The sequence below is a fragment of the Pseudomonas cimarronensis genome (assembly GCF_049331905.1).
Lineage (GTDB): Bacteria > Pseudomonadota > Gammaproteobacteria > Pseudomonadales > Pseudomonadaceae > Aquipseudomonas.
The window spans coordinates 358,918-384,774 of the sequence record NZ_CP186283.1 but is presented as its reverse complement, the minus strand read 5'-3'; the positions used below and the strand labels follow the sequence as shown (position 1 = coordinate 384,774).

Below are 25,857 nucleotides of genomic sequence, written 5' to 3'. Positions count from 1 at the left end.
TCAGTCATAAGCGGACTTGTCCTTCGTACACCCGTACGGCGGGTCCGGTCATCATAACGGGCTGCCCCGGACCTGCCCACTCGATGCTCAGTTTGCCGCCTGGTAGTTCGATCTGCAGCGGGGAATCCATCCAGCCCTGGCTGATCGCCGCCACGGCCGCGGCGCAGGCGCCGGTACCACAGGCCTGGGTTTCCCCGGCGCCGCGTTCCCAGACGCGCAACTTGGCGTGCTTGCGGTCGAGCACCTGGAGGAAGCCGACATTCACACGCTGCGGAAAACGCGGGTGGTGTTCGAGTTTCGGCCCGAGGCTGTGCACCGGGGCTTGCTCGACGCTGTCGACGCGCAGCACGGCATGCGGGTTGCCCATGGACACGGCGGCCAATTCAACGCTCTGGCCATCGACTTCGACCGGGTAGCTGAGCGCCTGCTGTTCGGCCTGGAAGGGGATCTGCGTCGGGCTCAGGCGCGGTGCGCCCATGTTGACGCTGATCTGCCCGTCGTTGCGCACGTCCAGTTCGATGATGCCGCCCTTGGTTTCCACGCGGATCTGTTTCTTCACCGTCAGGCGCTTGTCCAGCACAAAGCGGGCAAAGCAGCGCGCGCCATTGCCGCACTGCTCCACTTCCGAGCCGTCGGCGTTGAAGATGCGGTAGCGAAAGTCCACGTCCGGGTTACTCGGTGGCTCGACAATCAGCAGCTGATCGAAGCCCACGCCGGTGTGGCGATCGCCCCAGGCCTTGGCGTTCTTCGGCTGGATATGCGCGTGCTGGCTGACCAGGTCGAGGACCATAAAGTCATTGCCGAGGCCGTGCATCTTGGTAAAGCGCAATAGCATCAGACTTACTCCGGCAGGCGGCTTTCGCCCGCAAAGAGTTCGCTGAGCGTCTCACGGCGACGCACTTCGAAGGCGTGTTCACCATCTACCATCACCTCGGCGGCGCGGCCGCGGGTGTTGTAGTTGGAGCTCATGACAAAACCGTAGGCACCGGCCGAGCGCACGGCCAGCAAGTCGCCTTCGGCCAGGACCAGCTGGCGATCCTTGGCGAGGAAGTCGCCGGTCTCGCAGATCGGCCCGACGATGTCGTAGTTACGCGTCGCGCCAGCGCGCGGCTGCACGGGCACCACGTCCATCCAGGCCTGGTACAGCGCCGGGCGGATCAGGTCGTTCATCGCCGCATCGACGATGGCGAAATCCTTGTGTTCGGTGTGCTTGAGGTATTCCACCTGGGTCAGCAGCACGCCGGCGTTGGCGACGATGTAGCGACCCGGTTCAAATACCAGGGCCAGGTCACGACCGGCCAGGCGCTCACGCACGGCGGCGATGTACTCGCCGGCCAGTGGCGGCTGTTCGTCGCGGTACTGCACGCCGAGGCCGCCACCCAGATCCAGGTGCTTGATGCGGATGCCGCGTGTGGCCAAACGGTCAACCAGTACCAGCAGGCGATCCAGGGCATCGAGAAACGGCGCCAGGGCCGTCAGCTGTGAGCCGATATGGCAATCGACACCGACGATCTGCAGGTTCGGCAACTCGGCGGCGCGGGCATACACCGCTTCAGCCTGCTCGATGTCGATGCCGAACTTGTTTTCTTTCAGACCGGTGGAAATGTACGGGTGGGTACCCGCGTCGACGTCCGGGTTGACCCGCAGCGAAATCGCCGCCGTCTTGCCCAGCTCGGCAGCCACCACTTGCAGGCGCTCCAGCTCTTCGGTGGATTCGACGTTGAAGCAGTGCACGCCGACTTCCAGGGCGCGGCGCATGTCGTCACGGCTTTTGCCGACGCCGGAGAAGACGATCTTGCTTGCTTCGCCACCCGCCGCCAGGACGCGCTCCAGCTCACCGCGGGAAACGATATCGAAGCCGGCGCCGAGGCGCGCCAGGACATTCAGCACGCCGATGTTGGAGTTGGCTTTGACGGCAAAGCACACCAGATGCGGCATGCCCTGCAGGGCATCGGCATAGGTGCGGTATTGCGTCTCGATGTGCGCACGCGAGTAAACGTAGGTCGGCGTACCGAAGCGTTGGGCGATGGCGGACAAGGCCACGCCTTCCGCGAACAGCTGACCGTCGCGGTAGTTGAAGGCGTTCATAGCTGGCCCTTATTCGGTTTGCGCAGGCGCTGGCTGACTTTCTTCCGGCAGGTACAGCGGGCCTTTCTGGCCGCAGCCCGCGAGCAGGGTGCTGACGGCAAGCATCGCGATAAAGGCAGTAAACAACCGCTTCATGGTGAAATCCTTGTAATAAAGCATGATTGCGCCGGAGTATACCGACCCCCCGACGCCTTGCCTATGCGCCAGGGTTCCCGTCTGGCGGGGCTTTGCCTGTATCTTTGGCAGGGTCTTTGCGCCTACCACCCGCGTTCAGGAGCCCGGATGGACACCCCTGTAGTGGTCAACAGTTCGGTTTCAGTCGCCTACCTGCAAGGGTTGCTCGACTACCTCGCCCGTCAGGGGCTCGATACGCACGCGCTGCTTGAGCGCGTGCAACTCAGCCCGCAGATTCTGACCCAGCGCGATCAGCGCGTGGCTGCCAGCACTTACCTGGAGCTGCTCGGCCATGGTGTGCAACTGACCGGCGACGAGCAGCTGGGCCTGCACCTGGGCGAAGCCGTGCGGCCGGGTTACTACGGGGTGCTGGGCTACCTGATCATGAGCTGCGCGACCCTCGCGGATGCCCTGCATCGCCAGGCACGTTACGCCGCGTTGGTGGGTAATCTGGGACAGGTTGATCTGGCCGACGAGCCGCCACGTGAAGGGCTGGAGCCACAGGTGACACATAGCTGGCAGCCCTTGCTGCCCCAGCAGAAACGTCAGCTGTGCGAGGAAACCATGGCCGGCTGGGTGACCTTTGGCCACTGGATCACCGGGTTGGATATTCCGCCGACCGAGGTGCGCTTTCAGCATGCGGCACCCGCCGATACCTCGGAGTACCAGCGCATCTTTCGCTGCCCGGTGCTGTTTGATCAGGCCGATAATGCCCTGGTTTTCTCCAAGCGCCTGTTGGCTACTCCCTTGGGACAGGCCGATGCGCAGGTGCAGGTGATGCTGGATGCCTATGCTGATCGCCTGCTCGGAGAAATCCGGCAGAGCAGCAGCGTGCTCGATCGCGCGCGCCTGGAATTGTCCCGGCAGTTGCCAGAGGCAGGCGCTGATTTGCAGCAAATCGCCGCGCGTTTGGCGCTCAGTCCGCGTACCCTGCAGCGGCGTTTGCGCGAGGCCGGGTTATCCTTCAACCAGTTGGTGGATGAAACCCGCCAGCAACTGGTGCTGAATTACCTGCGCGACCCAGCGCTGGAGCTGGCGGAAATCGCCTTCCTGGTTGGTTTCAGTGAGCCCGGCTCACTGGCCCGCGCGTTTCGCCGTTGGACGGGGCAAAGCCCCGGCGAATATCGCCGCTATTTACAAGACCATTAAGCAGCGCAGCTCAAGCCGCTGATTTTTTTGAGGTAAGCCGTAATGAGTTTGACCGAAGCCCGCTTTCACGATCTGGTCGATGCCACCCAGCAGGCGGTGGAAGATATTTTCGATGACAGCGACCTGGATCTGGATCTGGAGAATTCCGGCGGAGTGCTGACCGTGCGGTTTGAGAACGGCAGTCAGCTGATCTTCAGTCGTCAAGAGCCGCTGCGTCAGCTGTGGCTGGCGGCGCGCTCCGGTGGTTTCCACTTTGATTACGACCAGGCCAGCGAGCGCTGGATCTGTGACAGCAGCGACGAGCAGCTGGGCGAAATGCTGGCGCGCATCACCCTTGAACAATCCGGTGCCGACCTTGAGTTCGAAGAGCTCTGAGCCGGTCGGCGTGCAGGTTGTCTCGCCCTGCCGTCGCCAGTGTTGTCTGGATGATCAGGATATCTGTCTGGGCTGTGGCCGCACGCTGCAGGAAATTCTCGACTGGAGCAAAGCCGACACACCGCGCCAGCGCGCGATCTGCGCGGCGGCCGAGGCCCGCCTGCAGCAGCGTAACGGCATGCCTTGACCGGGCGGTCTTGTTTATTTGAGTGGCTGTGGTACGGTCATCCCACGACTTGCCAAACCCCATCTTCGTGATGGGGTTTTGCTTTTTTCAGCATCCGTAAAGGGGATATACCCGCACCATGACCAGCACACCTTCGCTCACCATCACCCGTCTTGATCTGCAGCGCCTGGAGCACCTGCTCGACAGCCTGGATGAATTCGGCCCCGGCGCTGCGGCCTTGCAGGCCGAACTCGATCGCGCCGATGTGGTTGGCCATGACGAAGTGCCGGCTGGAGTGGTGACTATGAACTCGCGCGTGCATTGCCGTGAAGAGAGCAGTGGCAAGGACTACCACTTGACTTTGGTGTACCCACAGGATGCCGGCGGTGAAGGCTGCGTGTCCGTGCTGGCGCCGGTTGGCACTGCGCTGCTGGGCTTGTCTGTGGGCCAGCATATCGACTGGGCCGGGCCGAATGGCAAAGTGCTCAAGCTGACCCTGCTGGCGGTGGAATATCAGCCGGAAGCGGCGGGCGAGTACAGCCGCGCCTGATGCTGCGCGTCAGGCCTTCTGCAAGGCCTGATTCAGCGCCGCTTCCAGGCGGCTCTTGTAGCGCAGGTAATGCACACTCTGCATATGCCCTTCGCCGAGTACCGCCGACAGGTCGAGGTCGGTGATGTAGCAGGGGTAGCGCGCGCCATCGCGGCGTTGCGCGAGGATGTGTTGGGCGACGGCGGCGAACAGATCGCCGGCGTACTCCAGTTCGGAAAACTCGCGGTGGTTGCAGTACAGGGTGACGTGCGAACGCTTGTGCCCGGGTGTGCCGGCGGGTCGCCGCTGGCCGAGATCAAGGCGCTCGCCGGGGGCCATGCGCTGGCCATCCGCCGGCTCGACGATGGCCTGCACGTCATAGAACGGATGGCTGATCGGTGACAGCGGCGGTGGCCGCCGCTCCAGGCGCTGGGCGCGCAGCGGCGCATCCGGCAGCACCTGGTAATACAGCACCTCCAGTGGCTGATGCGCTGGCAGGTTATCCAACGGTAGCAGGGCGTTACGCCGGTACAGCACCGATTGCAGAAAGCGTTGCAGCGGGGTCAGCAGGCTCTGCTCATCGCGATAGGGCATCTGCTGACGCCACAGCGCATTGTGCTCATCGAGCACGCTCAGCTCGGCCAGGGCGCTGGCTTCGTTCAGCCGGTAGAACACCTGAATACACTGCGGCCGGCCGAGTGGCAGGATCAGCGCCAGGTCTTCACCCTCCAGGGCGCTGCGGTCCAGATGCAGCTCACTGTAGCCGGGCAGCTCCTCGCCCAGGTGATCAATCAGTGTGGGCAGGTCTTTCAGGCTGGTGTGGCTGACATTGCCGGGTTTCAGCTCAAGCAGGTGATAGTGCTGCTTGATCTGCAGCAGGTAGCGGTTGGCCTGTTCGCTGCTGAAACTGCCGAGGGTTTCGCGGAACAGTTCCTCGACCCGTTCGGCAATCGCCGTGGCACGGTTGCGGCAGAAGCAGCGGACCCGCAGGTTGGGTTTGCGGCCCAAGGCTGGCAGGGCGTTGAGGAAGTCGCGCAGGCAGTCGAGCAGTGCATGCGGGCCGTCATAGCGGGTCACCAGCAGCTCGTTCCAGCTGTTCAGGGTGACCTGGTCGATGGTCAGAATCAGGTTCTCGCGCACCCCGGAATAGCCCAACGCATCGGTACGCTCGGTGGTCATGTGCATGTTCATCTGGCTGAACTGCTTGAGCGGGTCGACGCCGACGTTGACCAGCAGCAGCACCTCTTTGGGCACGCTGGCGCTGAGTAGCGCGGCTTCATCGACCGCCGGCAAGGGCAGCGGCACCACCTGCTGCAGGCTGCTGAGCAGGTTGGACAGCTCGAATTCGCTGAGGTCGCTGCTGCCTGGGTGCAGCGACAGCCGTGTGCTGTTGTCGATCACGCCATTGCGCTGGCACCAGGCGAGCAGTTCGACCAGTTCGCGCGAGCGCTTGAGCGGGGAGAAGTCTTCCAAATCCTGGGCGCTGACACTGCCGTTATAAAGCGCCCAGAGGTTTTCATTGGGTTCGTCCGGGTTGGGGCTTTGCGCCAGGGTCAGGGTGTCTTCAGCCAGATCCGGGGCAATGCCCGGGTTGATGAATTCGATCTTGCCGGCCTTGCGCTCGAAAGCGGCATACAGACGGCGGCCGAGGATGCCCAGGTCGCGGCTGTTGAGCGAGCTGCCGGCGTGTTCGCTGCGGGCGAATTCGGAGAGAAAGCGGTAGCTGTAGGTCAGTTCGTTGACCAGCATGCGCCGCTCGGCGCTGACCTGACGCACCTTCCACTGGCTGCGGCTGTCGAGCATTGCCAGCTGGCGGCTGTCCCAGTTCCAGTCGCGGGTCAGGCGCTCCAGCAGCAGGCGCTGCCAGCTCTTGCGCTGGTTACGCGGTGGGCGGCTGAGCTTCTTGTCGACCTTGAGGTACAGGCAGCGACGAATCAGCTCCAGACGCTCAGACTCGCCACGGGCCTTGAGGTATTCCTCCAGGCGGCGGTACACCACGATATAGGGGTCGAGCTCATCGACATCCAGGCGATTGGCAAACACCGCCTGTTTGAAGCGCAGCGACAGGCATTCGACCTTGGGGTGTTCGCTGGCGTACACCTCAGTGAGCAGCAGCTTGAGCACCGACTTGTAGGGCGACTCGATGCCCTTGAACAGTTGCCACATGCCGGCGCCGATAAATTCCTCCGGCGGAATGCGCGCCAGGTGGCCGAGGTCGAGCACGTCTTCTGCGCGGATAAAGCGCTTGGCCAGCAGGGTGCTGGTGTAGTGCTGATAGCGCGATTCTTCATACACCGGCACCAGCCACCACAGTGGCGTGCGTCCGCCGAGCCAGATGGCGGTGCGGTAGAACTCATCGAGCAGCAGGTAGTGCTGGGTGGTGCCGCAGTCATCGGAAGTCAGTTGTGCTTCGCGCTCACCCTGGGTGAAGCGCAGTGGGTCGATCAGAAAGAAATGCGCCTCCGCCCCCAGGGTGGCCGCCCAGCTCTCCAGCAGCGCGCACTTTTTGTTCAGCTCATGCAGTTGCTGCGGGCTCAGGTCGCTGGCGTGGCAGACCCACAGGTCCATGTCGCTCTGTTCGGCCTGGGCCACGGTGCCCAGGCTGCCCATCAGGAACAGGCCGTGGATCGGCAGTGCCTGTTTGCCGCGATACGGTTTGTAGGCGAACGAGCGGGTCAGGCGCTGCACTTCGGCAAGCAGCTCGTCATCCGGCTCGAAGCCGCTGAGGCCGGCCGGGGTCAGCCCGGAGACATAGCCTGGCAGCAGCGGGTGATTGACGTGGAACAGCAGCGGCAACAGCTTGAGGACCAGCTGCTGGCGCGTTGACAGCGCCTGCATGGCACGTTGCAGACGACTCTGATTGAGTTTGAGGAAGCGCGCGCGCAGCTGGGTGAGGACCTTGCGATCGATACCGTCTTCAATGTCCGGGCGAATTTCCTGAGTGCGCGTCATGCTCATGCTCGCTGCGAAGATGAGGCAAGCCTACCAGTTGCCTCGGCTCTTGGAACCTGTTGATCAGCGTGCACAGAACCCTGGGTGCAGCGCCAGGCTGGCAGCACTCAGATGGGCGTCATGAGCATGGCGCGGGTCTGAATGCTGCAGCCAGGGTGCTGTGGTTACGAATCGCTTTGGTGCAGCAGGGCGGACAGTTCTGTGCAGTATCTGCTGCTATATCGCCCGGCATGGGCCTGGCTGAAGGGTGGGTTTAAGTCAGCAAGGCGCTTTTCGGGGCGAGGATGGTCAACAGGCCTTGGGCGTGTTCGGCGGCATCAATCCCCAGGCTGGTCAGGTAACCACCGTCGGACTGACTGATCAGGCCTTTCTCATACAGCCGGGTGATCGCCCCCTGAGCCTTGAATGAAGCATTGTTGTGCACCTTGAGCCCTTCCTGATGGTTGCTCAGGTTGTACAGGGCGAGGATTTCCAGCTCGTCGATCAGGTCGGAAGTAAAGGCTTTCATAGTGACTCCGTCTTGTTGTTATGGCTTTTCCAGCAGTGTAGTGGGCTGTTCCGGCGCTTGCCGAGTCAGGTGTTGCCAGCGCGCGATAATTTTCTGGTAGGTGCCGTCCTGTCGGATCTGGCGCATGCCCTGGTCGAAGTGTTCTAGCAGCATCGGGGTCTGCGGATGATGGCGCGAGAACGTCAGATACAGCTGCGGCTGGTGCACGGTGGCCACGGCGACGAACTGCTCGGCTAATTCCGGGTGCTGGTCGAGCAGCGCTTGGGTGGTGCCGCGAAAGGCCACCACATAATCGACGCGGCTGTGCTGCAGCATGAGAAAACCATTGAGGTCGCGGCGCACCGGCACGCGCAGGATGTCCTTGCGGGTATCGAAGGACTCGCCGTAGGTGTAGCCGATGGTCACCGCCACACGCTTGCCGGCCAGGGTATTGAGGTCCGCCAGAGGAGCTGCGCCTTTACGGGCCCAGAGCAGGATGTCGTCGCTGAACAGCATTTCTTCGGGCAGCAGAAATTGTTCTTCGATGCGTGAGTCGGGGGTGGTGTTGAAACAGGCCGCGAGGACGCCGGAGCGGGCCAGCTCCATGCAACGTGAATAGGGGTAGGCAGTGAGCTCGATGGCGGTGTCGCTGCTGGCGAAAGCCGCACGGACGATATCTGCCGACATCCCTACGATATGTCCGTCACGCCAGGCGGTGTAGGGGTACCAGTCATCCTCGGCGCCGATGCGCGGCAGGTCAGCATGCGTCATCCCGGCGCCAGCCAGTGCGCAGAGCAGGGTGAGCAGAAGGCTGACTTGCTTCAGCGAACGCGTCATCGGTGCTGCGCCTTGTGGGTCAGATGGTCAGACAGTAGCAATCTGCCTGCCCAGCTGAACAGTGGCCTGGGTCAAGTACGGCTCAGTTTTCTTGCGGTAGCTCAGGCAGGGCGCGCAGGCCTTGCTCATAGCGGGCCAGGTCAAACGGGCGGTCATCGCGCAGCATGGCGTCGATTTCATCGGCCAGCACCAGGGCCATCAGTTCAAGGATCTCGTCGCGCTGGTAACCGACCAGCGTCAGTTTGTTCAGCACTGCCTGGACAAACGCCGGTTCACCGGCTTCTAGCTGATTTTCGATGGCCTGGGTCAGGGTGTCCTGGGCGAAATCTTCGTCTTCTTGCTCGCTCATATGTTTCTCCAAAAGGGTTAGCCCTGGGCAAAATCCAGCAGGGCCTGGCCGGTCAGGCGGTAGGTGGTCCATTCGTCTTGCGGTTTGGCACCGAAGGCTTCATAGAATTCGATGGCGGGCGTGTTCCAGTCCAGCACAGCCCACTCGAAGCGACCACAGCCCTTGGCCACAGCCAGTTGCGCCAGATGCCGCAGCAGGGCTTTGCCCGCGCCAACGCCGCGTGTCTCCGGGCTGATATAGAGGTCTTCCAGGTACAGCCCGTGTTTGCCCAGCCAGGTCGAGTAATTGAAGAAGTACACGGCGTAGCCAATCGGCTGGCCGTCATACTCGCAGATCAGCGCTTGGGCACTGCTGCCAGGCCCGAACAGGCTCGCTTCAATCCCGGCGGCATCGGTTTTCACCTCATGCTCGGCTTTCTCGTAGATCGCCAGATCGGTGATAAAGCGCAGGATCAGAGCGGCGTCTGCTGCGGTGGCGGGGCGGATGTTCAGAGTCATGGATACTTAGCCATAGAGAAAAACCAGAGCAGTCAGCGGCAGACCGACCACGCAAAGAAAACCGAAGGCGCTGACCCAGCTGCTGCGTGGGCCCATCGGGTCGGATATACGCAGCGGCAGGCGCGGATAGCGGCCCAGCGTCAGTAGACGCAGCACCAGCCAGCCGCTGGTGTAGAAGAGGTAGCTGAACACCAGCTCCAGTGCGACTTCCGCCAGGACAGCCAGGCCGCGTAGCAACAGCTCGAACATGGGACATCCCTTTCCCTTGGTGAGCTGACGATCAGCGCGTCGCCAGCAGTTCCCTGCCGCGCACAACCGCTGCGCGTACCTGGTTCGGCGCGGTGCCGCCGATATGGTTGCGGGCGTTGACCGAGCCTTCCAGGGTCAGCACGGCAAACACGTCCTGTTCGATCTGCTCGCTGAACTGGCGCAGTTCTTCCAGGCTCATTTCGGCCAGGTCTTTGCCGGACTCGACGCCGTATTTCACCGCATGGCCGACGATCTCGTGGCAATCGCGGAACGGCAGGCCCTTGCGTACCAGGTAGTCGGCCAGGTCAGTGGCGGTGGAGAAACCGCGCAGCGCCGCCTCACGCATGATGGCGTGCTTGGGTTTGATCGCCGGGATCATGTCGGCAAAGGCGCGCAGCGAGTCGCGCAGGGTGTCGGCGGCGTCGAACAGTGGTTCTTTGTCTTCCTGGTTGTCCTTGTTGTAGGCCAGCGGCTGGCCTTTCATTAGGGTCAGCAGGCCCATCAATGCGCCGAATACCCGGCCGGTCTTGCCGCGTACCAGTTCCGGTACGTCGGGGTTTTTCTTCTGCGGCATGATCGAGCTGCCGGTGCAGAAGCGGTCAGGCAGATCGATAAACTGGAACTGCGCTGAAGTCCACAGCACCAACTCTTCGGAAAAGCGCGACAGGTGCATCATCGCCAGCGAGGCGGCGGCGCAGAATTCGATGGCGAAGTCGCGATCGGACACACCATCCAGCGAGTTGCCGCCAACCGCGTCGAAACCCAGTAATTGTGCGGTGATCTCGCGCTGGATCGGGTAGGTGGTGCCGGCCAATGCCGCGCTGCCGAGTGGCATGCGGTTGGTGCGCTTGCGGCAATCGACCAGGCGCTCGTAGTCGCGCGTCAGCATTTCGAACCAGGCCAAAAGGTGATGGCCAAAGGTTACCGGTTGCGCGGTTTGCAGGTGGGTAAAGCCGGGCATGATGGTGTCCGCTTCACGCTCGGCCTGCTCCAGTAAGCCCTGCTGCAGGCGCGTGATCTCGGCCAGGATCAGGTCGATCTCGTCACGCAGCCACAGGCGGATATCGGTGGCCACCTGATCGTTACGCGAGCGGCCGGTGTGCAGCTTCTTGCCGGTGACGCCGATGCGGTCGGTCAGGCGCGCTTCGATGTTCATATGCACGTCTTCCAGATCGACGCGCCAGTCGAACTGGCCGGCTTCGATCTCGCCCTGAATCTGCGTCAGGCCGGCAATGATGCTGTCGCGCTCGGCCTCACTGAGTACACCGACCTTGGCCAGCATGCTGGCGTGGGCGATGGAGCCCATGATGTCGTGGCGGTACAGGCGCTTGTCGAATTCGACGGAGGCGGTAAAGCGGGCAACAAAGGCATCGACGGGTTCGCTGAAGCGGCCGCCCCAGGATTGGTTGGTTTTTTCAGTGCTCATGGGCTTCGCTCGGCTGGTGCGCTAAAACGGGCTGGCCACGCTGGGGCGGCCGGCAAGACGGAAAAGTACGCCGATAATAACAGGCTGGCTGGCAAATTCGCCGCGTCACGTTGTCGGCGGTCACAGCTAGGCTGCAGTAGAGCAATGTTGCGCCGTTCACAGATTTATCGCGGCGGGCGCATTTCGGTGCTTTATTTTGCCCGGTCGCAGCTGTCTATCTTGCTGCTGGGGCGGCTCACGCGGAAACTGCGGCGATGAAAATAAAAAGCCTGTTATCAGAAAAACAACCACCACTGGTCGATGACTTTTTCGTGCCCGAGCTTTGCCAGCCAGACGCGCTGCTGAGCATGGTGCTGCTGGCTGAGTTGCTGGTGCTGGTGCTGGTGTTGTCCGAGCCGATGCTGCCGGGTTTCGACTGGGTGCGCCTGGCGCTGACGTCGCTGTTCGTGCAATGGATCGTGCTGCTCTCGGCGGCGGTGCTGTGTCGCCTGCGCCCGTTGATGGCGCGCATGCCTGCAGCTACTGCCGGCGCTTTGTGTTGCGCGATTGTGGTCGCGCTGAGTCTGATCTGTACCGCCGTAGCCGACTACTACGAGCTGGGCGGGCCGTTGCCGCGCACCGGCGAGGTCAACCTGTACCTGCGCCATGCCCTGATCAGCCTGATCATGTCGGCACTGCTGTTGCGCTACTTCTACCTGCAGAGCCAGTGGCGCAAGCAGGAACAAGCGGAGCTACGCGCGCGTATCGAGTCCCTGCAGGCACGCATACGTCCGCATTTTTTGTTCAACAGCCTGAACAGCATTGCCAGTCTGGTGGTGGTCGACCCATACAAGGCCGAGCAGGCGGTGCTGGATCTCTCCGACCTGTTCCGCGCCAGTCTGGCCAAGCCCGGCAGCCTGGTGCCCTGGCGCGAGGAGCTGGAGCTGGCACAACGATATTTATCGATTGAGCGCTATCGGCTCGGCGAGCGTCTACAGTTGCAGTGGGAGATTGTCGATGTGCCGGATGATCTGCCGATTCCACAACTGACGCTGCAACCCTTACTGGAAAACGCCTTGATCTACGGCATTCAGCCGCGTATCGAGGGCGGTCTGGTGCGGGTCGAGGCGAGTTATCACGAGGGGGTATTCCAGCTGTGCGTGAGCAATCCATACGAACAACTAGGCGAGGAGCCGCCGTCGCGCGGCACGCATCAGGCGCTGAGCAATATCGACGCGCGGCTGGTGGCACTTTTCGGGCCGCGGGCCAGTCTCAGCGTAGAGCGCCGTGACGGACGCCACTTCACTTGTCTACGCTATCCTTGTGCGAGACCCAAGCAGGAAGCCCGTGCATTATGAATGTCCTGATTGTCGATGATGAACCCCTGGCCCGAGAGCGCCTGAGCCGTATGGTGGGCGATCTTGATGGCTATCGCGTGCTTGAACCCGCAGCCAGCAACGGCGAGGAGGCCCTGAGCCTGATCGACAGCTTGAAGCCGGACGTGGTGTTGCTGGATATCCGCATGCCGGGCCTGGATGGCCTGCAAGTGGCCGCCAAGCTGTGTGAGCGTGAAGCGCCTCCGGCGGTGATCTTCTGTACTGCGCATGACGAATTTGCCCTGGAAGCCTTCCAGGTCAGCGCCGTGGGCTATCTGGTCAAACCGGTGCGGGCGGAAAGCCTCAGCGAAGCGCTAAAAAAGGCCGAGCGGCCCAATCGTGTGCAACTGGCGGCGTTGACTCGCCCGGCGGCAGACAGTGGCGGTGGCCCGCGCAGTCATATCAGTGCACGCACCCGCAAAGGCATCGAGCTGATTCCGCTGGATCAGGTGATCTACTTTATTGCCGACCACAAATACGTGACCTTGCGCCATGCCGGCGGCGAAGTGCTGCTGGATGAGCCGTTGAAAGCCTTGGAAGACGAGTTTGGTGATCGCTTTGTGCGCATTCACCGCAATGCGCTGGTCGCCCGTGAGCGTATCGAGCGCCTGCAACGTACGCCGCTTGGGCATTTCCAGCTGTTCCTCAAGGGTATGAACGAGGAAGCACTGATTGTCAGCCGCCGGCATGTGGCCGGGGTGCGTAAGCTGATGCACAACCTCTAAGGCCTCGGGCAACCCGGATGACTCCGGGTTGCAGGCCTGATCCGGGCCAGCCTGTTATTATCCCCGGCAGTTCGTTTTCTGGAATTGCCCATGTCTCGCGAAATCCGCATTGCCACCCGTAAAAGTGCCCTGGCCCTGTGGCAGGCCGAACACGTCAAAGCCCGTCTGGAACAGGCGCACCCTGGCCTCAAGGTCAGCCTGGTGCCGATGGTCAGTCGTGGCGACAAGTTGCTTGACGCACCGCTGGCGAAAATTGGCGGCAAGGGCCTGTTCGTCAAGGAACTGGAAACCGCGCTGCTGGAGAACCAGGCCGACATCGCCGTGCATTCGATGAAGGATGTACCGATGGACTTCCCCGAAGGCCTGGGCCTGTACTGCATCTGCGAGCGCGAAGACCCGCGCGATGCTTTCGTTTCCAACACCTACACCAGCCTCGACGCGTTGCCGGCTGGCAGTGTGGTCGGCACCTCCAGCCTGCGCCGTCAGGCCCAACTGCTGGCGCGCCGCCCGGATCTGCAGATCCAGTTCCTGCGTGGCAACGTCAATACCCGTTTGGCCAAGCTGGATGCCGGCGAGTACGACGCCATCATCCTCGCCGCTGCCGGACTGATTCGTTTGGGCTTTGCAGAGCGTATTCGTTCTTCGATCAGTGCTGAAGACAGCCTGCCGGCCGGTGGTCAGGGCGCGGTTGGCATCGAATGCCGCACGGCTGACAGTGAAATTCACGCCCTGCTGGCGCCGCTGCATCACCGCGATACCGCGCTGCGAGTGACCGCCGAGCGTGCGTTGAACAAACACCTGAACGGCGGCTGCCAGGTGCCGATCGCCTGTTATGCGGTGCTGGAAGGCGAACAACTTTGGCTGCGCGGCCTGGTTGGTCAACCCGACGGTTCACAATTGCTGCGCGCCGAACAGCGTGCGCCCGTGGCGGCTGCCGAGCAGCTGGGCGTACAGGTCGCCGAAGCGCTGCTGGCGCAGGGTGCGGCGGCCATTCTGCAAGCGGTCTATGGCGAGGCTGCTGGCGAGTGAATGGTTGGCGGCTGCTGCTGACCCGTCCGACTGAAGAGTCGAGCGCGCTGGCGGCCACCCTGGCCCAGCAGGGCATCTTCAGCAGCAGCCTGCCGCTGTTGGCCATCGAGGCGCTGCCCGAAACAGCCGAACAGTGCAGTGCATTGACCCGCTTGCCGCAATACAGCGCAGTGATCGTGGTCAGCAAGCCGGCAGCGCGTTTGGCGCTGGCTCGCTTGAGCGCTGCGCAGATCGCCATACCCGAGACGCAGCCCTGGTTCAGCGTCGGTGCCGCCACGGCGCAGGTTCTGCTTGAGCGGCACCCGTGCGTGCATTACCCCGAACTGGGCGATGACAGTGAAGCCCTGCTGGCTCTGCCACAGTTTCAGCGGGCACTGGCCGTTGAGATGCCGCAGGTGTTGATCCTGCGCGGCGAGAGTGGCCGAGAGTTACTCGCCGAGCGCTTGCGCGGCCAAGGCGTGCAGGTGGACTATCTGCCACTGTATCGCCGGGTGCTGCCGGATTACCTGCCAGCGGCGCTGATCGAGCAGGTTCGGGCTGAACGCCTGAACGCCCTGGTGGTCAGCAGTGGGCAGGGTTTTGTGCATCTGCACAAGCTGGCGGGCAACGACTGGCCCGAGCTGGCCCGGCTACCCTTGTTTGTACCCAGCCCGCGCGTTGCCGAGATGGCCCGTGCGGCGGGTGCCCACTCTGTTGTGGATTGTCGCGGTGCGAGTGCCGCGGCGTTGCTGGCAGCGTTGCAGGCGCAACCTGTCGCCGATCTCTGACGCGAAGGATGGATACGTGAGCGAAGCAACTACTCCGAAAGACCAAGACCCACAAGAGCACGAGCAGACGCTGCAGCAAAGCGCGGCAGAGCTGCCGAGCACGCCGCCATCTGCGCCGGGCAAGCCGGCTGGGCGCGGCAACGGTCTGGCGTTGTTGGCCTTGCTGGTGGCCGCCGCAGGCGCTGGGGCAGGTGGTTGGGGCCTGTGGCAGTTACAGGCGCTGGAGGCCCGTGAGCAACAGCAGCAGAGCCAGCAGCAAAGCCAGTTGCAGAGTGCTCGCGACCAGGCGCAGAACTTGGCGCAGACGGCTGAAGCGCTGCAACAGCGTCTTGATCAACTGCCCACTGTCGAGGAGCTGGAAAGCCGGCGTCGTCTGCTCGCCCAATTACAGGGCGATCAGCAAGTGCTCAATCAGCGCCTGGAAACCGTGCTCGGTGCCAGTCGTCAGGATTGGCGCCTGGCTGAGGCTGAGCACCTGCTGCGCCTGGCCAGCTTGCGCCTGTCTGCGTTGCAGGACATCAACAGCGCTACCGCTCTGGTTCAGGCTGCTGATGAAATCCTTCACGAACAAGATGATCCGGCGGCATTTGCCGCCCGTGAGCAACTGGCCAAGAGCCTGGAAGCGTTGCGTTCGACCCTCAACCCTGACCGTACCGGGCTGTTCCTGCAACTCGGTGCCTTGCGCGAGCAAGTGGCCCAACTCAATGCCCTGGCACCGAGCTTCAGCGGCGAGGGTGGCGTGCTCAGCGAGCTGGCCGACGCAGGGGTGGTCGAGCAGCAGTGGTGGCAGCGGGGTTTGCAGACTTTGTCGGAGTACTTCCGCATCGACTTCAACGCCGACCGCAATATCCGCCCTTTGTTAACGGGGCAGAGTCTGACTCAGGTACGTCTGGCCCTCAGTCTGGCGTTGGAGCAGGCGCAGTGGGGTGCCTTGCACGGCCAGGCGGCGGTGTATCAGCAGGCCCTGCAGCAGGCTCGCGAGGTGCTGGATGCGCACTTTGATGTCGACAATCCCAATAGCCGCGCTTTGCGCGCGCGGATTGACGAGCTGGCGCAGCAACCGATTGCCGTGACGCCACCGGATCTGAGCCCTGCGTTAAATGCCGTACAGGCCTACCTGCAAGCCAAGCAGGCCGCGCGTTTGCAGCAGAGTGGCGAAGCGCCACCTGCGGCAGCGGCGAATGATGATGTCGAGGCTTCATTGCAGGAGGCCCTGCAATGAAGCGCCTGTACTGGTTGCTGCTGATTCTGGCGCTGGTTGCCGGCGTTGCCAGTCTGTTGCTGTTCGGCCTGCCGCTGGCCGAGCACAAGGGCTATGTGCTGATTGCTTTCCAGGGCTTCCGTTATGAGTCCAGCCTGTGGGCGTTTGTCGCCCTGGTTCTGGTGCTCTGGTTGCTGGTGTATCTGCTGCGCTGGAGCCTGAGGGCCTTGGTAACGTCAGGCAGCTTGCTCAACCCCTGGTCGCGTCTGCACAGCCGCCGGCGCGTGCGTCTGGCCTCCGAGCAGGGTTTTCTCGACCTGGCAGAAGGTCGCTGGGCACGTGCGCTGCGTCATCTGAAACAGGCCGCCAGCAGCTCACCGCAGCCGCTCAGTTACTACCTGGGTGCGGCGCGGGCAGCCAATCAGCTAGGGCATTACGAGGACAGTGACGGGCTGCTCGAACAGGCCCTCAACCGTCAACCGCAGGCGGAGCTGGCAATTGCCCTGCAACATGCTGAGCTGCAACTGGCGCGTGGGCAGACCGATGCGGCGCTGGATACCCTGCAAGCCATGCGCTCGCGTCATCCGCACCATCACCTGGTGTTACGCCAGTTGCAGCAGCTGTACCTGCAGTCGGGCGACTGGTCGGCGCTGCTCGGCCTGCTGCCGGACCTGCGCAAGGAAAAGGCCCTGGGCAATGCCGAATTGAGCGAGCTGGAGCGTCAGGCCTGGCGCGGCCGCTTGCTTCAGGCGGGACAAGCCGGTGGGGATGCGCAAACAGCGCTGACGACACTGCAGCAGGCCTGGCAGGCCATGTCGGCGGCGCAGCATCAGCAGCCGGAATTGCTGGCGGTGTATGCCGAGCAATTGCGTCAGCTGGGGGCTGAAGGCGAAGCGGAAGAACTGCTGCGCCAGTACCTCAAGCAGCACTACGATGTTGCGCTGGTGCGCTTGTACGGCTTGTTGCGCGGGCGTGACCTGAACAAGCAACTGCAGACAGCCGAGGGCTGGTTGAAGCAGCATCCGCAGGATGCCGGGTTGCTGCTGACACTGGGCCGCCTGTGTCTGCACAGCCAGCTGTGGGGCAAGGCCAGGGATTACCTGGAAAACAGCCTGACTTTCCAGCGTCATCCGGAAACCTGCAGCGAGCTGGCTCGCCTGCTGGCACAGCTGGGCGAGCTGGAGCGCAGCAACAGTTTGTATCAGGAAGGTCTGCGTCTGCTGGATGCACGCCTGTGTCCGGTGGCCCTGTCGGCGGTAAATGCGCTCGAGCAATGAGGTGTCTATGCGAAAGCTGTTGCTGTTGTGTCTGCTGAGTGTGTTGGCCGGGTGTGCCGGCCCGCAGGTAAGTGATTATGCCCGTGAGCAGCCGAATCTTGAGTTGAGTGACTACTTCAACGGCGAGCTTGAGGCCTGGGGCATGTTCCAGAACCGCTCCGGTGAAGTGGTCAAGCGCTTTCATGTGGCCATGACCGGCACTTGGGACGGTGATGTGGGCGTACTCGATGAGCGCTTCACCTACAGCGACGGCAGCACCGAGCGGCGCGTCTGGACATTACGCAAGCAGGCCGACGGCAGTTGGCGTGGCACGGCGGATGATGTGGTTGGTGAAGCGATCGGTGAGGTGGCCGGGAACGCCTTGCACTGGCGTTATCAGCTGCGGCTGAAGGTCGATGATTCAACCTATGTGGTTGATTTTGATGACTGGATGTTCCTGATGGACGATCGGGTCATGCTCAACCGGGCGCGTATGTCGAAGTGGGGCGTCGATCTTGGCCAGGTGACCCTGAGTTTTTACAAGCCCGCAGGGGCAAACAAGGCGGACTGATCACCAGTTAAACGCTTGTATGAAATTTTCTCCCGGGCTGCCTTGAAGGCTAAAGCCCGCGGGAATAATCTGGCTCGCGAGTACCGCCGGAAAGTTGCCGTTTCACGGTTGTCTTCCCAAACCTTGCTGCGACTGACAAAAAAATGTCTCCGGCAGGCGAACAACACTAATAGCAATAGGGAAGTAGAGGTCATCATGCTTGAGAGTTGTCAGAACGCCCAAGAACGCTGGGGTGGAGTTCACCTGCTGATTGACCGCTGGCTGCAAGAGCGCAAGGAGCTGGTGCAGGCCTACGCCGCCATCAACGGCTCAGTGCAGGCGCCGAGTGCCAACGGCGAAGCCCTGCAGCTCTTCTGTGAAATTCTCGTCGACTATGTGTCTGCCGGGCATTTCGAAGTCTACGAGCAGCTGACCAGCGAAGCCAAAGCCTTTGGTGACCAGCGTGGTCTGGAGCTGGCCAAGCAGATCTACCCGCGCATCGAGGTGATCACCGAGGTGGCGCTGGCCTTCAATGACCGTTGCGACAACGGCGACTGCCACGACTCCGTATCCCTGCTCGATGAATTGAAACGCCTGGGTCAGCTGCTGCACGAGCGTTTCGAGCTGGAGGACTGCCTGATCGAAGTCCTGCACAACGCACATCAGGGGCAAGCCGCGCCCGCCCTCTGATGGACTGACGATTACTCCTTGGTGTCGAGCAGCTCCAGCTCGAACACCAGGGGCGAGTAGGGCGGAATCAAATCTCCGGCACCTTCCTCGCCATAGGCCTGCGCCGACGGAATCACCAAGCGCCATTGCGCCCCCACCGGCATCTCCTGCAAGGCACTGCGCCACCCTGCGATCACGCTGTCCAAACGAAACCACTGCGGGCTCTGGCTTTCATCAAACTGGCTGCCATCGGCCAGGTAACCGATGTAGCGCACCTGAATGCGGTCTTTCGGTCCCGGTTTGCGCCCACTGCCGGCACGCAGTTCCTGGATCAGCACACCATTCTTCAGCACGCGGATACCAGCCTTGGCCTTCTCGCCGGCAAGAAAGCGCTTTTCTGCAGCCTTGGCTTTTTCGATGCGTTCCGGGGCAGCGGCCAGGTTTTCTTCATGTTCGGCCAGCAGGCTTTCGATGCGTTTTTCATCCAATGCCAGGGGCTCGTTACGGTAGGCCTGACGCAGCCCATCGAGCAGCGCCTGCAGTTGCAGGTCGGGCACTTCGTCGCGCAGTCGTTCACCCAGTTTTACACCCAGGCTGTAGGCCAGGTCGTGTGAGTGGTCATCGGCCTGGGCCAGGGGGGCAAGCAGGCAAATTAGCAGCAGGGTCAAGCGGGGCATGGGTGTTCTCCGGCCGAGGGTGGCCCGATTATGCCAGCCAAGTGCTCAAGCTCAAGGCGTGAGGTGGCAAGGCGAGCAGAAGGAGGTCTAGTATGAGCGCCAACTTCATCCGCCAGGAGGCGCGTCATGTCGGCTACAAAGAATGCAAAGAAGAAGTCAGTGAGTACGCCGCTGCACCTGTTGCAGCAACTTTCCAGCAGCCTGCTTGAGCACCTGGAGGACGCGTGCACGCGCGCTCTGGTTGATGCCGAGCAACTGCTCGCCAAGCTGGAGAAACAGCGTGGCAAGGCCCAGGAAAAACTGCACAAGGCCCGCAGCAAGATGCAGGACGCGGCCGTCGCCGGCAAGGCCAAGGCGCAAGCCAAAGCCAAGGATGCCGTAGCTGAGCTGGAGCAACTGCTCGATACCCTGAAAGACCGTCAGAGCGAAACTCGCAGCTATATTGCCAACCTCAAGCGCGATGCCCAGGAAAGCCTGAAACTGGCTCAGGGCGTTGGCAAGGTTAAAGAAGCCGTAGGCAAAGCGCTGGACAGCCGCTCGGCCAAGGCCGCTGTAGTAAAACCGGCTGCCAAGCCGGCCGCGACCAAGGCGCCGGCCAAACCCGCTGCCAAAGCACCCGCCAAGGCCGCAAGCAAAGCGCCCGCCGCGGGCAAGCCAGTCGCTAAACCCGCAGCGAAGAAGCCCGCAGCCAAGCCCGCTGCGAGCAAGCCGGCGGCTCAGCCCAGCAAGGCCGTGGCTAAACCGGCGGTAAAAAAGGCTCTAGCGGTTAAGCCCGCCAGCAAGCCTGCGGCCAAGCCGGCTGCAAAACCTGCCGCGAAACCCGTGACGAAGCCCGCTGCGAAAAAACCAGCTGCCACTCCTGTTGCTAAACCAGCAGTTGTAAATGCGCCGGTTGCCGATGCACCTGCTGCATCTGCTGGCAGCACCCCGCCAAGCGCTGTTTAAGCGCTGAGTTGCGCCGCCGCGATGCGCAGTGTTTGCAGCGCATCGCGGTTGCCTGGCTGGGGCACCAGGCGTTCCAGCCAGTTCAGCGGCGCATCGGCCTTGCTGCACTGCCAATCTTGAGTACACGCCGCCAGACGCTCCAGCTGCTCGCGCTCCGCCTCCAGTTCAAGCTGTTTGATCTGTTCACGTAACTGCTTCAGGGCGTTATCGCTCTGCGCCTGCTCACGCCAGCTCTGACGCAATTGGCGCAGCGGTATCACCACCTGCTGTTGCCAGGGCTGTGCCAAGGCGAGCAATGCCTGAATGTGCTCGTCGCGGCAGGTAACTTGTCGGCGTTCCAGCCAGGCGGCGCATAACAGCAGGCACACGTCCGCTCCTTGCGTTTGCAGCAGCAGGCACGCGGCCTCGACGCCAGGACGTTGATACAGGGCTTGGGCAAACCGCCACAGGTCAGTAGGCATGGTGCTTTCCGGGCTTATCAAAAAGGACTCTGGTAGACTCCGCCGCCATTATGATCCGACTCCAAAACCTGACTTTACAGCGTGGCCCTCAGCGTCTGCTAGAAGACGCCGAGATGACCCTGCACCCCGGCCACAAAGCCGGCCTGATCGGCGCCAATGGCGCCGGCAAATCCAGCCTGTTTGCCCTGTTGCGTGGCGAGCTGAGTGCCGACGCGGGCGATTGTCTGATCCCCGCCGACTGGCGCGTGGCGCACATGCGCCAGGAGATCGAGGCCGTTGAGCGTCAGGCAGTCGATTATGTGCTCGATGGCGACGTGCGTCTGCGCCGGGTGCAGGCCGAACTGGCGGTAGCCGAAGCCGCGCATGACGGCGCCGCCGTGGCGCGCTTGCACACCGAGCTCGACACCCTCGACGGCTACAGCGCCGATGCCCGTGCGCGCAAGTTGCTCGCCGGTCTGGGTTTCGACAGTGCGCAGATGGACCGTCGCGTTGGCGACTTCTCCGGTGGCTGGCGCATGCGCCTGAATCTGGCGCAGGCGCTGATGTGTCCGTCCGACCTGCTGCTGCTCGACGAACCGACCAACCACCTCGATCTCGACGCGATTCTCTGGCTGGAAGGCTGGCTGAAAGGTTACCCGGGTACCTTGCTGCTGATTTCTCATGACCGCGATTTCCTGGATGCCGTAGTGGACCACGTTGCCCACCTCGATCAGCAGAAGCTGACCCTGTATCGCGGCGGCTATTCGGCCTTCGAGCGCACTCGTGCCGAGCGTCTGGCGCAGCAGCAGCAGGCGTACGAGAAGCAGCAGGCGCAACGTGCGCACATGGAAAAGTACATTGCCCGCTTCAAGGCCCAGGCCACCAAGGCACGCCAGGCGCAGAGCCGGATCAAGGCCCTGGAGCGCATGGAAGAGCTGTCGGCGGCGCATGTCGATTCGCCCTTCGACTTCAGCTTCCGCGAGGCCGACAAGATTTCCAGCCCGCTGCTCAGTCTGAGCGAAGGCCGCCTGGGTTACGGCGACAAGGTGGTGCTGGAGAAGGTCAAACTGAGCCTCGCCCCCGGCGCGCGTCTGGGCCTGCTCGGGCCGAACGGCGCAGGCAAATCGACCCTGATCAAGAACCTGTCGAACGAGCTGCAACCGATCAGCGGTCATCTGCAACGTGGCGAGAATCTGGTGGTCGGCTACTTTGCCCAGCATCAGCTCGATGCCCTGGATGACCACGCCAGCCCGCTGCTGCATTTACAGCGCCTGGCGCCGACCGAGCGTGAGCAGACCCTGCGCGACTTCCTTGGTGGTTTCGATTTCCGTGGCCCGCGTTGTGACGAGCCGGTGCAGAACTTCTCTGGTGGCGAGAAAGCCCGTCTGGCCCTGGCGCTGATCGCCTGGGGCAAGCCCAATCTCTTGCTGCTCGATGAGCCGACTAACCACCTTGATCTGGAAATGCGCCTGGCCCTGACCATGGCCCTGCAGGAATTTTCCGGCGCCGTGGTGGTGGTGTCCCACGATCGTCACCTGCTCAAGAGCACCACCGACGAATTCCTTCTGGTCGCCGATGGCCAGGTGCAGCCGTTCGACGGTGACCTGGACGATTACGCCCGCTGGCTGGTGGACTACCGCGCGCGGCAGGCGCCGGCCAGCAGCAGCGAGAGCAACCCGGACAAAACCGACAAGCGCGTGCAGCGTCAGGCTGCTGCGGCCCTGCGCCAACAGTTGGCACCGCACAAGCGTGAAGCCGACAAGCTGGAGAAAGAGCTGGGCCAGCTGCACGAGAAACTTGCCGCCGTTGAGGCCCGCTTGGGTGACAGCGACATCTACGAAGCCGCGCGCAAGGATGATCTGCGTGATGCTCTGGCCGAGCAGGCCAAGCTGAAAAGCCGCGAAGCTGATCTGGAAGAGCGCTGGATGCTCGCGCTGGAAACCCTCGAAGCGCTGCAGGCCGAGCTGGAGGCTGCCAGTTGAACATCACCCTGCCGACCCTCGAATGGCTGATGACCTGGAAGGAGCCGCTGCTGCGCACCGGCCAGGTACTGCTGATCCTGCTGTTGGCCTGGCTGCTGCAGCGCATCCTCACCCGTGGCATTACCCGTCTGGGCAATCGTTATCCGCAGTTGCCAGCCGAATTATTGATGCCGCTGCGGGGTTTGCTGCGTTGGTTGATCCTCGGTAGCGCGTTTATGTTGGTGCTGGAGCGCCTGGGGGTTTCCGCACAGGTGCTGTGGGGCGCGCTGACCGGTTTTGTGGCCGTGGCGGCGATTGCCTTCTTCGCCATCTGGAGCGTGTTGTCCAACATGTTCTGCGCGCTGCTGATCTTCGCCATGGGCCCGTTTCGCATCGGCGACTGCGTCGAGGTGCTTGAGAGCGCCGACAAGCCCGGGGTGCGCGGCCGCGTGGTGGCGATCAACCTGTTCTACACCACCCTGGAAGACCTCAGTGGTGATGCGCCCGGCGCCTGGGTGCAGATTCCCAATAGCCTGTTTTTTCAGAAAGCCGTCCGCCGCTGGCGTAATGGCGAACTCCCTACGCCGCGTAATAAAGAGGTTTAAGCAATTATGGAATGGCTGGCCAGCCCGGAACTCTGGGTCGCGTTTCTGACCCTGACTGCCCTGGAAATTGTCCTGGGCATCGACAACATCATCTTTATCTCGATTCTGGTCAGTCGTCTGCCCAAGCATCAGCAACCCAAGGCGCGCTTCTTCGGTCTGGCTCTGGCGATGGGTACGCGAATCCTGCTGCTGCTGTCGATCAGCTGGGTGATGCGCCTGACGGCCGACCTGTTCCATGTGTTCGACCAGGGCTTCTCCGGGCGCGACCTGATCCTGTTCTTCGGTGGCCTGTTCCTGCTGTGGAAGAGCACGGCAGAAATCTTCCACAGTCTGGAAGGCGAGGAAGAAACCCAGGCCGTCGGCGGCAAGACCTATGGCTTTATGGGCATCATCGTGCAGATCGCAATCATCGACATCGTGTTCTCCCTGGATTCGGTGATCACCGCTGTCGGCCTGGTCGACAACGTGCCGGTGATGGTCGCGGCAATCGTTATCTCGGTATTTGTGATGATGCTGTCGGCTGGCACCATCAGCGCGTTTATCGACAAGCACCCGAGCCTGAAAATCCTCGCGCTGTCGTTCCTCATCGTGGTGGGTACTGTGCTGATCGCCGAGGCCTTCGAGGTGCATGTGCCGAAGGGTTATGTGTACTTCGCCATGGCCTTCTCGCTGGCGGTAGAGGCCATCAATATCCGCATGCGGGTGGCCCGTGCACGGGCGCGCAAAGAAGCAGAGCTGGAGCCGGTGCAGCTGCGTAAAGGCTCGCCGGACTGATTCAGCGGCTGGGCGAGTCACCCAACAAGGGGTAGGCTAGTGGCCTACCCCTTTTTTATTCCGCTGTTTGTAATGGAGAAGTGCCATGGCACTGGAAACCTGGCTTGCGTTTTTTGTGGCCTGTTGGGTCATCAGCCTGTCGCCGGGTGCCGGGGCGATTGCCTCGATGTCGGCCGGGCTGCAATACGGCTTTGTGCGCGGCTACTGGAATGCTCTGGGCCTGCAACTGGGTCTGGCCTTGCAGATCGCCATTGTGGCCGCCGGAGTCGGGGCGATTCTGGCAGCGTCGGAATTGGCCTTCAGCCTGATCAAGTGGTTTGGCGTGGTCTATCTGGTGTACCTCGGCTATCGCCAGTGGCAGGCGCTGCCCAGCGATATGACGGCGCAGACCGAACGGCCCATCGGCCGTCCGCTGACCCTGGTGCTGCGCGGTTTTCTGGTCAACTTCAGCAACCCCAAGGCGATTGTCTTTATGCTCGCGGTGCTGCCGCAGTTCCTTAACCCGCAAGCCCCGTTGCTGAGCCAGTATCTGGTGATGGGCGTAACCATGATCTGTGTCGATCTGATCGTCATGGCCGGCTATACCGGTTTGGCTGCTCGGGTGCTGGGCGCGCTGCGTTCACCGCGTCAGCAGAAGCTGATGAACCGCACCTTTGGTGCGCTGTTTGTCGGCGCGGCGGCACTGCTGGCCAGCGTGCGTCGCGCGCCGGTCTGATCTTCGCCGGTATCGCTACCAGGGAATCGGCTGGCCATCCCAGCCCCAGAACGTGCCGGTCTGCGCCGGGCCATGCTGCTCAATCTGCGCCAGCAGGCATTCGGCGGAGTAGTTTGGGGTAAACAGCTTGTCGGCCGGCACATTGGCCTGAAAGGGTTTCGACAGTTCGGTGTCGGTGGTGCCAGGGTGCAGGCTGAGTACGCAGCTGTTGGGGTTGAGCCGGCTCAGCTCGATGCTCGCGGTGTGCAGCAACTGGTTCAGCGCGGCCTTGCTGGCGCGGTAGCTGTACCAGCCGCCGAGGCGGTTGTCGCCAATCGACCCGACCCGAGCCGACAGCGCCGCCACCGTGCACGGGTGCCGGCCACGGAGCAGCGGTAGCAGGTGCTTGAGCATTAGAATCGGTGCAAAGCTGTTGCGCTGAAAGGTCGCCAACAACCCCTCAAGGCTGATCTGGTTCAGGCCTTTCTCGGCCTTCGCCGCACCGTCCTGCAGTACGCCCACCGTGCACAGCAGCAGATGCAGGCGTGGAATGCTCGCACGCAGTTGAGTGGCCAGCTTTGCCAGTGCCTGTTCATCGCACACATCCACATCCAGACAGCGCAAGCGTTGCCCGTAGTGTGCTTGCAACTCCAGCAGGCCTTGCGCTTTGCTGGCCTGGCGGGCGATGGCCCACACCTCGGCCACCTCCGCGCGCGCCAGCAACTGCGTTGTCAGGGCCAGGCCGATCCCGCGGCTGGCGCCACAGACCACTGCATGGGCTGGTTCTTCCAAGCGTTGCCAAAAACTCATCGCATCACTCCTGCGCCGTTGCGACGATCCGTCGCGGGCTATGGTCGATCAGTGGTTGAGGAAAGTCGTTAGGAGGGTAACAATCGAATGTCATCCATTCGTATTTGGGATCAACTCCTAT

The 25,857-nt window shown here is 62.4% G+C and carries 30 protein-coding genes; 17 read left to right on the top strand and 13 right to left on the bottom strand.

Annotation, left to right across the window (positions count from 1 at the left end; genetic code table 11):
- Positions 1-4: 4 nt before the first annotated feature.
- Genes dapF through lptM form a run of 3 tightly spaced genes read right to left on the bottom strand, consistent with a single transcriptional unit; the run spans position 5 to position 2,223 of the window.
- Positions 5-835, bottom strand: coding sequence for a diaminopimelate epimerase (gene dapF, locus ACOCLD_RS01805; protein WP_422910618.1), 831 nt, complete (start codon positions 833-835; stop codon positions 5-7).
- 5 nt (positions 836-840) lie between these two features.
- A complete protein-coding gene (gene lysA / locus ACOCLD_RS01800) occupies positions 841-2,088 on the bottom strand; it encodes a diaminopimelate decarboxylase (RefSeq protein WP_422910617.1) in 1,248 nt (415 codons plus the stop codon).
- Positions 2,089-2,097: 9 nt separating this feature from the next.
- The gene (lptM, locus tag ACOCLD_RS01795; RefSeq protein WP_233685546.1) at positions 2,098-2,223 is read right to left on the bottom strand and encodes an LPS translocon maturation chaperone LptM; all 126 of its coding nucleotides are present in this window, start codon (positions 2,221-2,223) and stop codon (positions 2,098-2,100) included.
- Positions 2,224-2,370: 147 nt separating this feature from the next.
- Between lptM and ACOCLD_RS01790 the strand changes: the two genes are divergently transcribed.
- The 4 genes from ACOCLD_RS01790 to rnk all read left to right on the top strand — a co-directional run bounded on the left by ACOCLD_RS01790 (position 2,371) and on the right by rnk (position 4,502).
- Positions 2,371-3,411 carry an AraC family transcriptional regulator gene (locus ACOCLD_RS01790; RefSeq protein WP_422910616.1) on the top strand — a complete coding sequence of 347 codons (1,041 nt, stop codon included), beginning with the start codon at positions 2,371-2,373 and terminating at the stop codon, positions 3,409-3,411.
- Between the two features lie 42 nt (positions 3,412-3,453).
- Positions 3,454-3,786, top strand: coding sequence for an iron donor protein CyaY (gene cyaY, locus ACOCLD_RS01785; protein ID WP_108486763.1), 333 nt, complete (start codon positions 3,454-3,456; stop codon positions 3,784-3,786).
- Entirely contained in the window at positions 3,767-3,973 is a 207-nt protein-coding gene (locus tag ACOCLD_RS01780) for a DUF1289 domain-containing protein (RefSeq protein WP_392541413.1), read from the top strand. The genes cyaY and ACOCLD_RS01780 overlap by 20 nt, the downstream gene beginning before the upstream one ends.
- 118 nt (positions 3,974-4,091) lie before the next feature.
- Entirely contained in the window at positions 4,092-4,502 is a 411-nt protein-coding gene (gene rnk / locus ACOCLD_RS01775; protein WP_422910615.1) for a nucleoside diphosphate kinase regulator, read from the top strand.
- Between the two features lie 9 nt (positions 4,503-4,511).
- Here rnk and ACOCLD_RS01770 read toward each other — a convergent pair whose 3' ends face one another.
- The 7 genes from ACOCLD_RS01770 to argH form a co-directional block, all read right to left on the bottom strand.
- On the bottom strand, positions 4,512-7,433 hold the full coding sequence (locus ACOCLD_RS01770) for a class I adenylate cyclase (protein ID WP_422910614.1): 2,922 nt from the start codon (positions 7,431-7,433) through the stop codon (positions 4,512-4,514).
- A gap of 253 nt (positions 7,434-7,686) precedes the next feature.
- A complete protein-coding gene (locus ACOCLD_RS01765) occupies positions 7,687-7,941 on the bottom strand; it encodes a TIGR02647 family protein (protein WP_257778944.1) in 255 nt (84 codons plus the stop codon).
- Between the two features lie 18 nt (positions 7,942-7,959).
- On the bottom strand, positions 7,960-8,757 hold the full coding sequence (locus tag ACOCLD_RS01760; protein WP_422910613.1) for a substrate-binding periplasmic protein: 798 nt from the start codon (positions 8,755-8,757) through the stop codon (positions 7,960-7,962).
- 82 nt (positions 8,758-8,839) lie between these two features.
- Entirely contained in the window at positions 8,840-9,106 is a 267-nt protein-coding gene (locus ACOCLD_RS01755) for a hypothetical protein (RefSeq protein ID WP_422910612.1), read from the bottom strand.
- A gap of 17 nt (positions 9,107-9,123) precedes the next feature.
- Entirely contained in the window at positions 9,124-9,603 is a 480-nt protein-coding gene (locus tag ACOCLD_RS01750; protein ID WP_422910611.1) for a GNAT family N-acetyltransferase, read from the bottom strand.
- Between the two features lie 6 nt (positions 9,604-9,609).
- Entirely contained in the window at positions 9,610-9,852 is a 243-nt protein-coding gene (locus ACOCLD_RS01745; protein WP_422910610.1) for a hypothetical protein, read from the bottom strand.
- 31 nt (positions 9,853-9,883) lie between these two features.
- Complete coding sequence (argH, locus tag ACOCLD_RS01740; RefSeq protein WP_422910609.1) at positions 9,884-11,278, bottom strand: argininosuccinate lyase; 1,395 nt, start codon at positions 11,276-11,278, stop codon at positions 9,884-9,886.
- 254 nt (positions 11,279-11,532) lie between these two features.
- On the opposite strand from argH, the gene ACOCLD_RS01735 reads away from it, so the two are divergent.
- The 8 genes from ACOCLD_RS01735 to rsd all read left to right on the top strand — a co-directional run bounded on the left by ACOCLD_RS01735 (position 11,533) and on the right by rsd (position 18,851).
- Positions 11,533-12,615, top strand: a complete 1,083-nt coding sequence (locus ACOCLD_RS01735) for a sensor histidine kinase (RefSeq protein WP_257778950.1) — start codon at positions 11,533-11,535, stop codon at positions 12,613-12,615.
- A complete protein-coding gene (locus ACOCLD_RS01730; protein ID WP_233685534.1) occupies positions 12,612-13,358 on the top strand; it encodes a LytR/AlgR family response regulator transcription factor in 747 nt (248 codons plus the stop codon). Before ACOCLD_RS01735 ends, ACOCLD_RS01730 begins: the two co-directional genes overlap by 4 nt.
- Before the next feature lie 90 nt (positions 13,359-13,448).
- Entirely contained in the window at positions 13,449-14,387 is a 939-nt protein-coding gene (gene hemC / locus ACOCLD_RS01725; RefSeq protein WP_422910608.1) for a hydroxymethylbilane synthase, read from the top strand.
- Positions 14,384-15,154, top strand: a complete 771-nt coding sequence (locus ACOCLD_RS01720; protein WP_422910607.1) for a uroporphyrinogen-III synthase — start codon at positions 14,384-14,386, stop codon at positions 15,152-15,154. The genes hemC and ACOCLD_RS01720 overlap by 4 nt, the downstream gene beginning before the upstream one ends.
- A gap of 16 nt (positions 15,155-15,170) precedes the next feature.
- Positions 15,171-16,376 carry a uroporphyrinogen-III C-methyltransferase gene (locus ACOCLD_RS01715; protein ID WP_422910606.1) on the top strand — a complete coding sequence of 402 codons (1,206 nt, stop codon included), beginning with the start codon at positions 15,171-15,173 and terminating at the stop codon, positions 16,374-16,376.
- Complete coding sequence (locus tag ACOCLD_RS01710; protein WP_422910605.1) at positions 16,373-17,632, top strand: heme biosynthesis HemY N-terminal domain-containing protein; 1,260 nt, start codon at positions 16,373-16,375, stop codon at positions 17,630-17,632. The genes ACOCLD_RS01715 and ACOCLD_RS01710 overlap by 4 nt, the downstream gene beginning before the upstream one ends.
- A 7-nt stretch (positions 17,633-17,639) precedes the next feature.
- The gene (locus ACOCLD_RS01705; RefSeq protein WP_422910604.1) at positions 17,640-18,182 is read left to right on the top strand and encodes a DUF3833 domain-containing protein; all 543 of its coding nucleotides are present in this window, start codon (positions 17,640-17,642) and stop codon (positions 18,180-18,182) included.
- 195 nt (positions 18,183-18,377) lie between these two features.
- Positions 18,378-18,851, top strand: coding sequence for a sigma D regulator (rsd, locus tag ACOCLD_RS01700; RefSeq protein ID WP_422910603.1), 474 nt, complete (start codon positions 18,378-18,380; stop codon positions 18,849-18,851).
- Between the two features lie 11 nt (positions 18,852-18,862).
- On the opposite strand, the gene ACOCLD_RS01695 is transcribed toward rsd, so the two are convergent.
- Positions 18,863-19,507, bottom strand: coding sequence for an FKBP-type peptidyl-prolyl cis-trans isomerase (locus ACOCLD_RS01695; protein ID WP_422910602.1), 645 nt, complete (start codon positions 19,505-19,507; stop codon positions 18,863-18,865).
- 126 nt (positions 19,508-19,633) lie between these two features.
- Here ACOCLD_RS01695 and ACOCLD_RS01690 point away from each other — a divergent pair, with 126 nt between their 5' ends.
- The gene (locus tag ACOCLD_RS01690; protein WP_422910601.1) at positions 19,634-20,452 is read left to right on the top strand and encodes an AlgP family protein; all 819 of its coding nucleotides are present in this window, start codon (positions 19,634-19,636) and stop codon (positions 20,450-20,452) included.
- Here the strand turns inward: ACOCLD_RS01690 and ACOCLD_RS01685 are convergent.
- On the bottom strand, positions 20,449-20,913 hold the full coding sequence (locus ACOCLD_RS01685) for a TIGR02444 family protein (protein ID WP_422910600.1): 465 nt from the start codon (positions 20,911-20,913) through the stop codon (positions 20,449-20,451). The two genes, ACOCLD_RS01690 and ACOCLD_RS01685, sit on opposite strands and share 4 nt — an antisense overlap.
- Positions 20,914-20,963: 50 nt before the next feature.
- Here ACOCLD_RS01685 and ACOCLD_RS01680 point away from each other — a divergent pair, with 50 nt between their 5' ends.
- The 4 genes from ACOCLD_RS01680 (at position 20,964) to rhtB (ending at position 24,947) form a co-directional block, all read left to right on the top strand.
- A complete protein-coding gene (locus ACOCLD_RS01680) occupies positions 20,964-22,874 on the top strand; it encodes an ATP-binding cassette domain-containing protein (protein WP_422910599.1) in 1,911 nt (636 codons plus the stop codon).
- Between the two features lie 29 nt (positions 22,875-22,903).
- Complete coding sequence (locus tag ACOCLD_RS01675; protein WP_392541449.1) at positions 22,904-23,458, top strand: mechanosensitive ion channel domain-containing protein; 555 nt, start codon at positions 22,904-22,906, stop codon at positions 23,456-23,458.
- A gap of 6 nt (positions 23,459-23,464) precedes the next feature.
- Positions 23,465-24,232, top strand: a complete 768-nt coding sequence (locus ACOCLD_RS01670) for a TerC family protein (protein ID WP_422910598.1) — start codon at positions 23,465-23,467, stop codon at positions 24,230-24,232.
- An 85-nt stretch (positions 24,233-24,317) separates the two neighbouring features.
- A complete protein-coding gene (gene rhtB / locus ACOCLD_RS01665) occupies positions 24,318-24,947 on the top strand; it encodes a homoserine/homoserine lactone efflux protein (protein ID WP_257778961.1) in 630 nt (209 codons plus the stop codon).
- A 15-nt stretch (positions 24,948-24,962) separates the two neighbouring features.
- On the opposite strand, the gene ACOCLD_RS01660 is transcribed toward rhtB, so the two are convergent.
- Positions 24,963-25,736 (bottom strand): SDR family NAD(P)-dependent oxidoreductase, encoded by a 774-nt coding sequence (locus tag ACOCLD_RS01660; protein ID WP_422910597.1) that lies wholly within the window; start codon positions 25,734-25,736, stop codon positions 24,963-24,965.
- Positions 25,737-25,857: the final 121 nt, after the last annotated feature.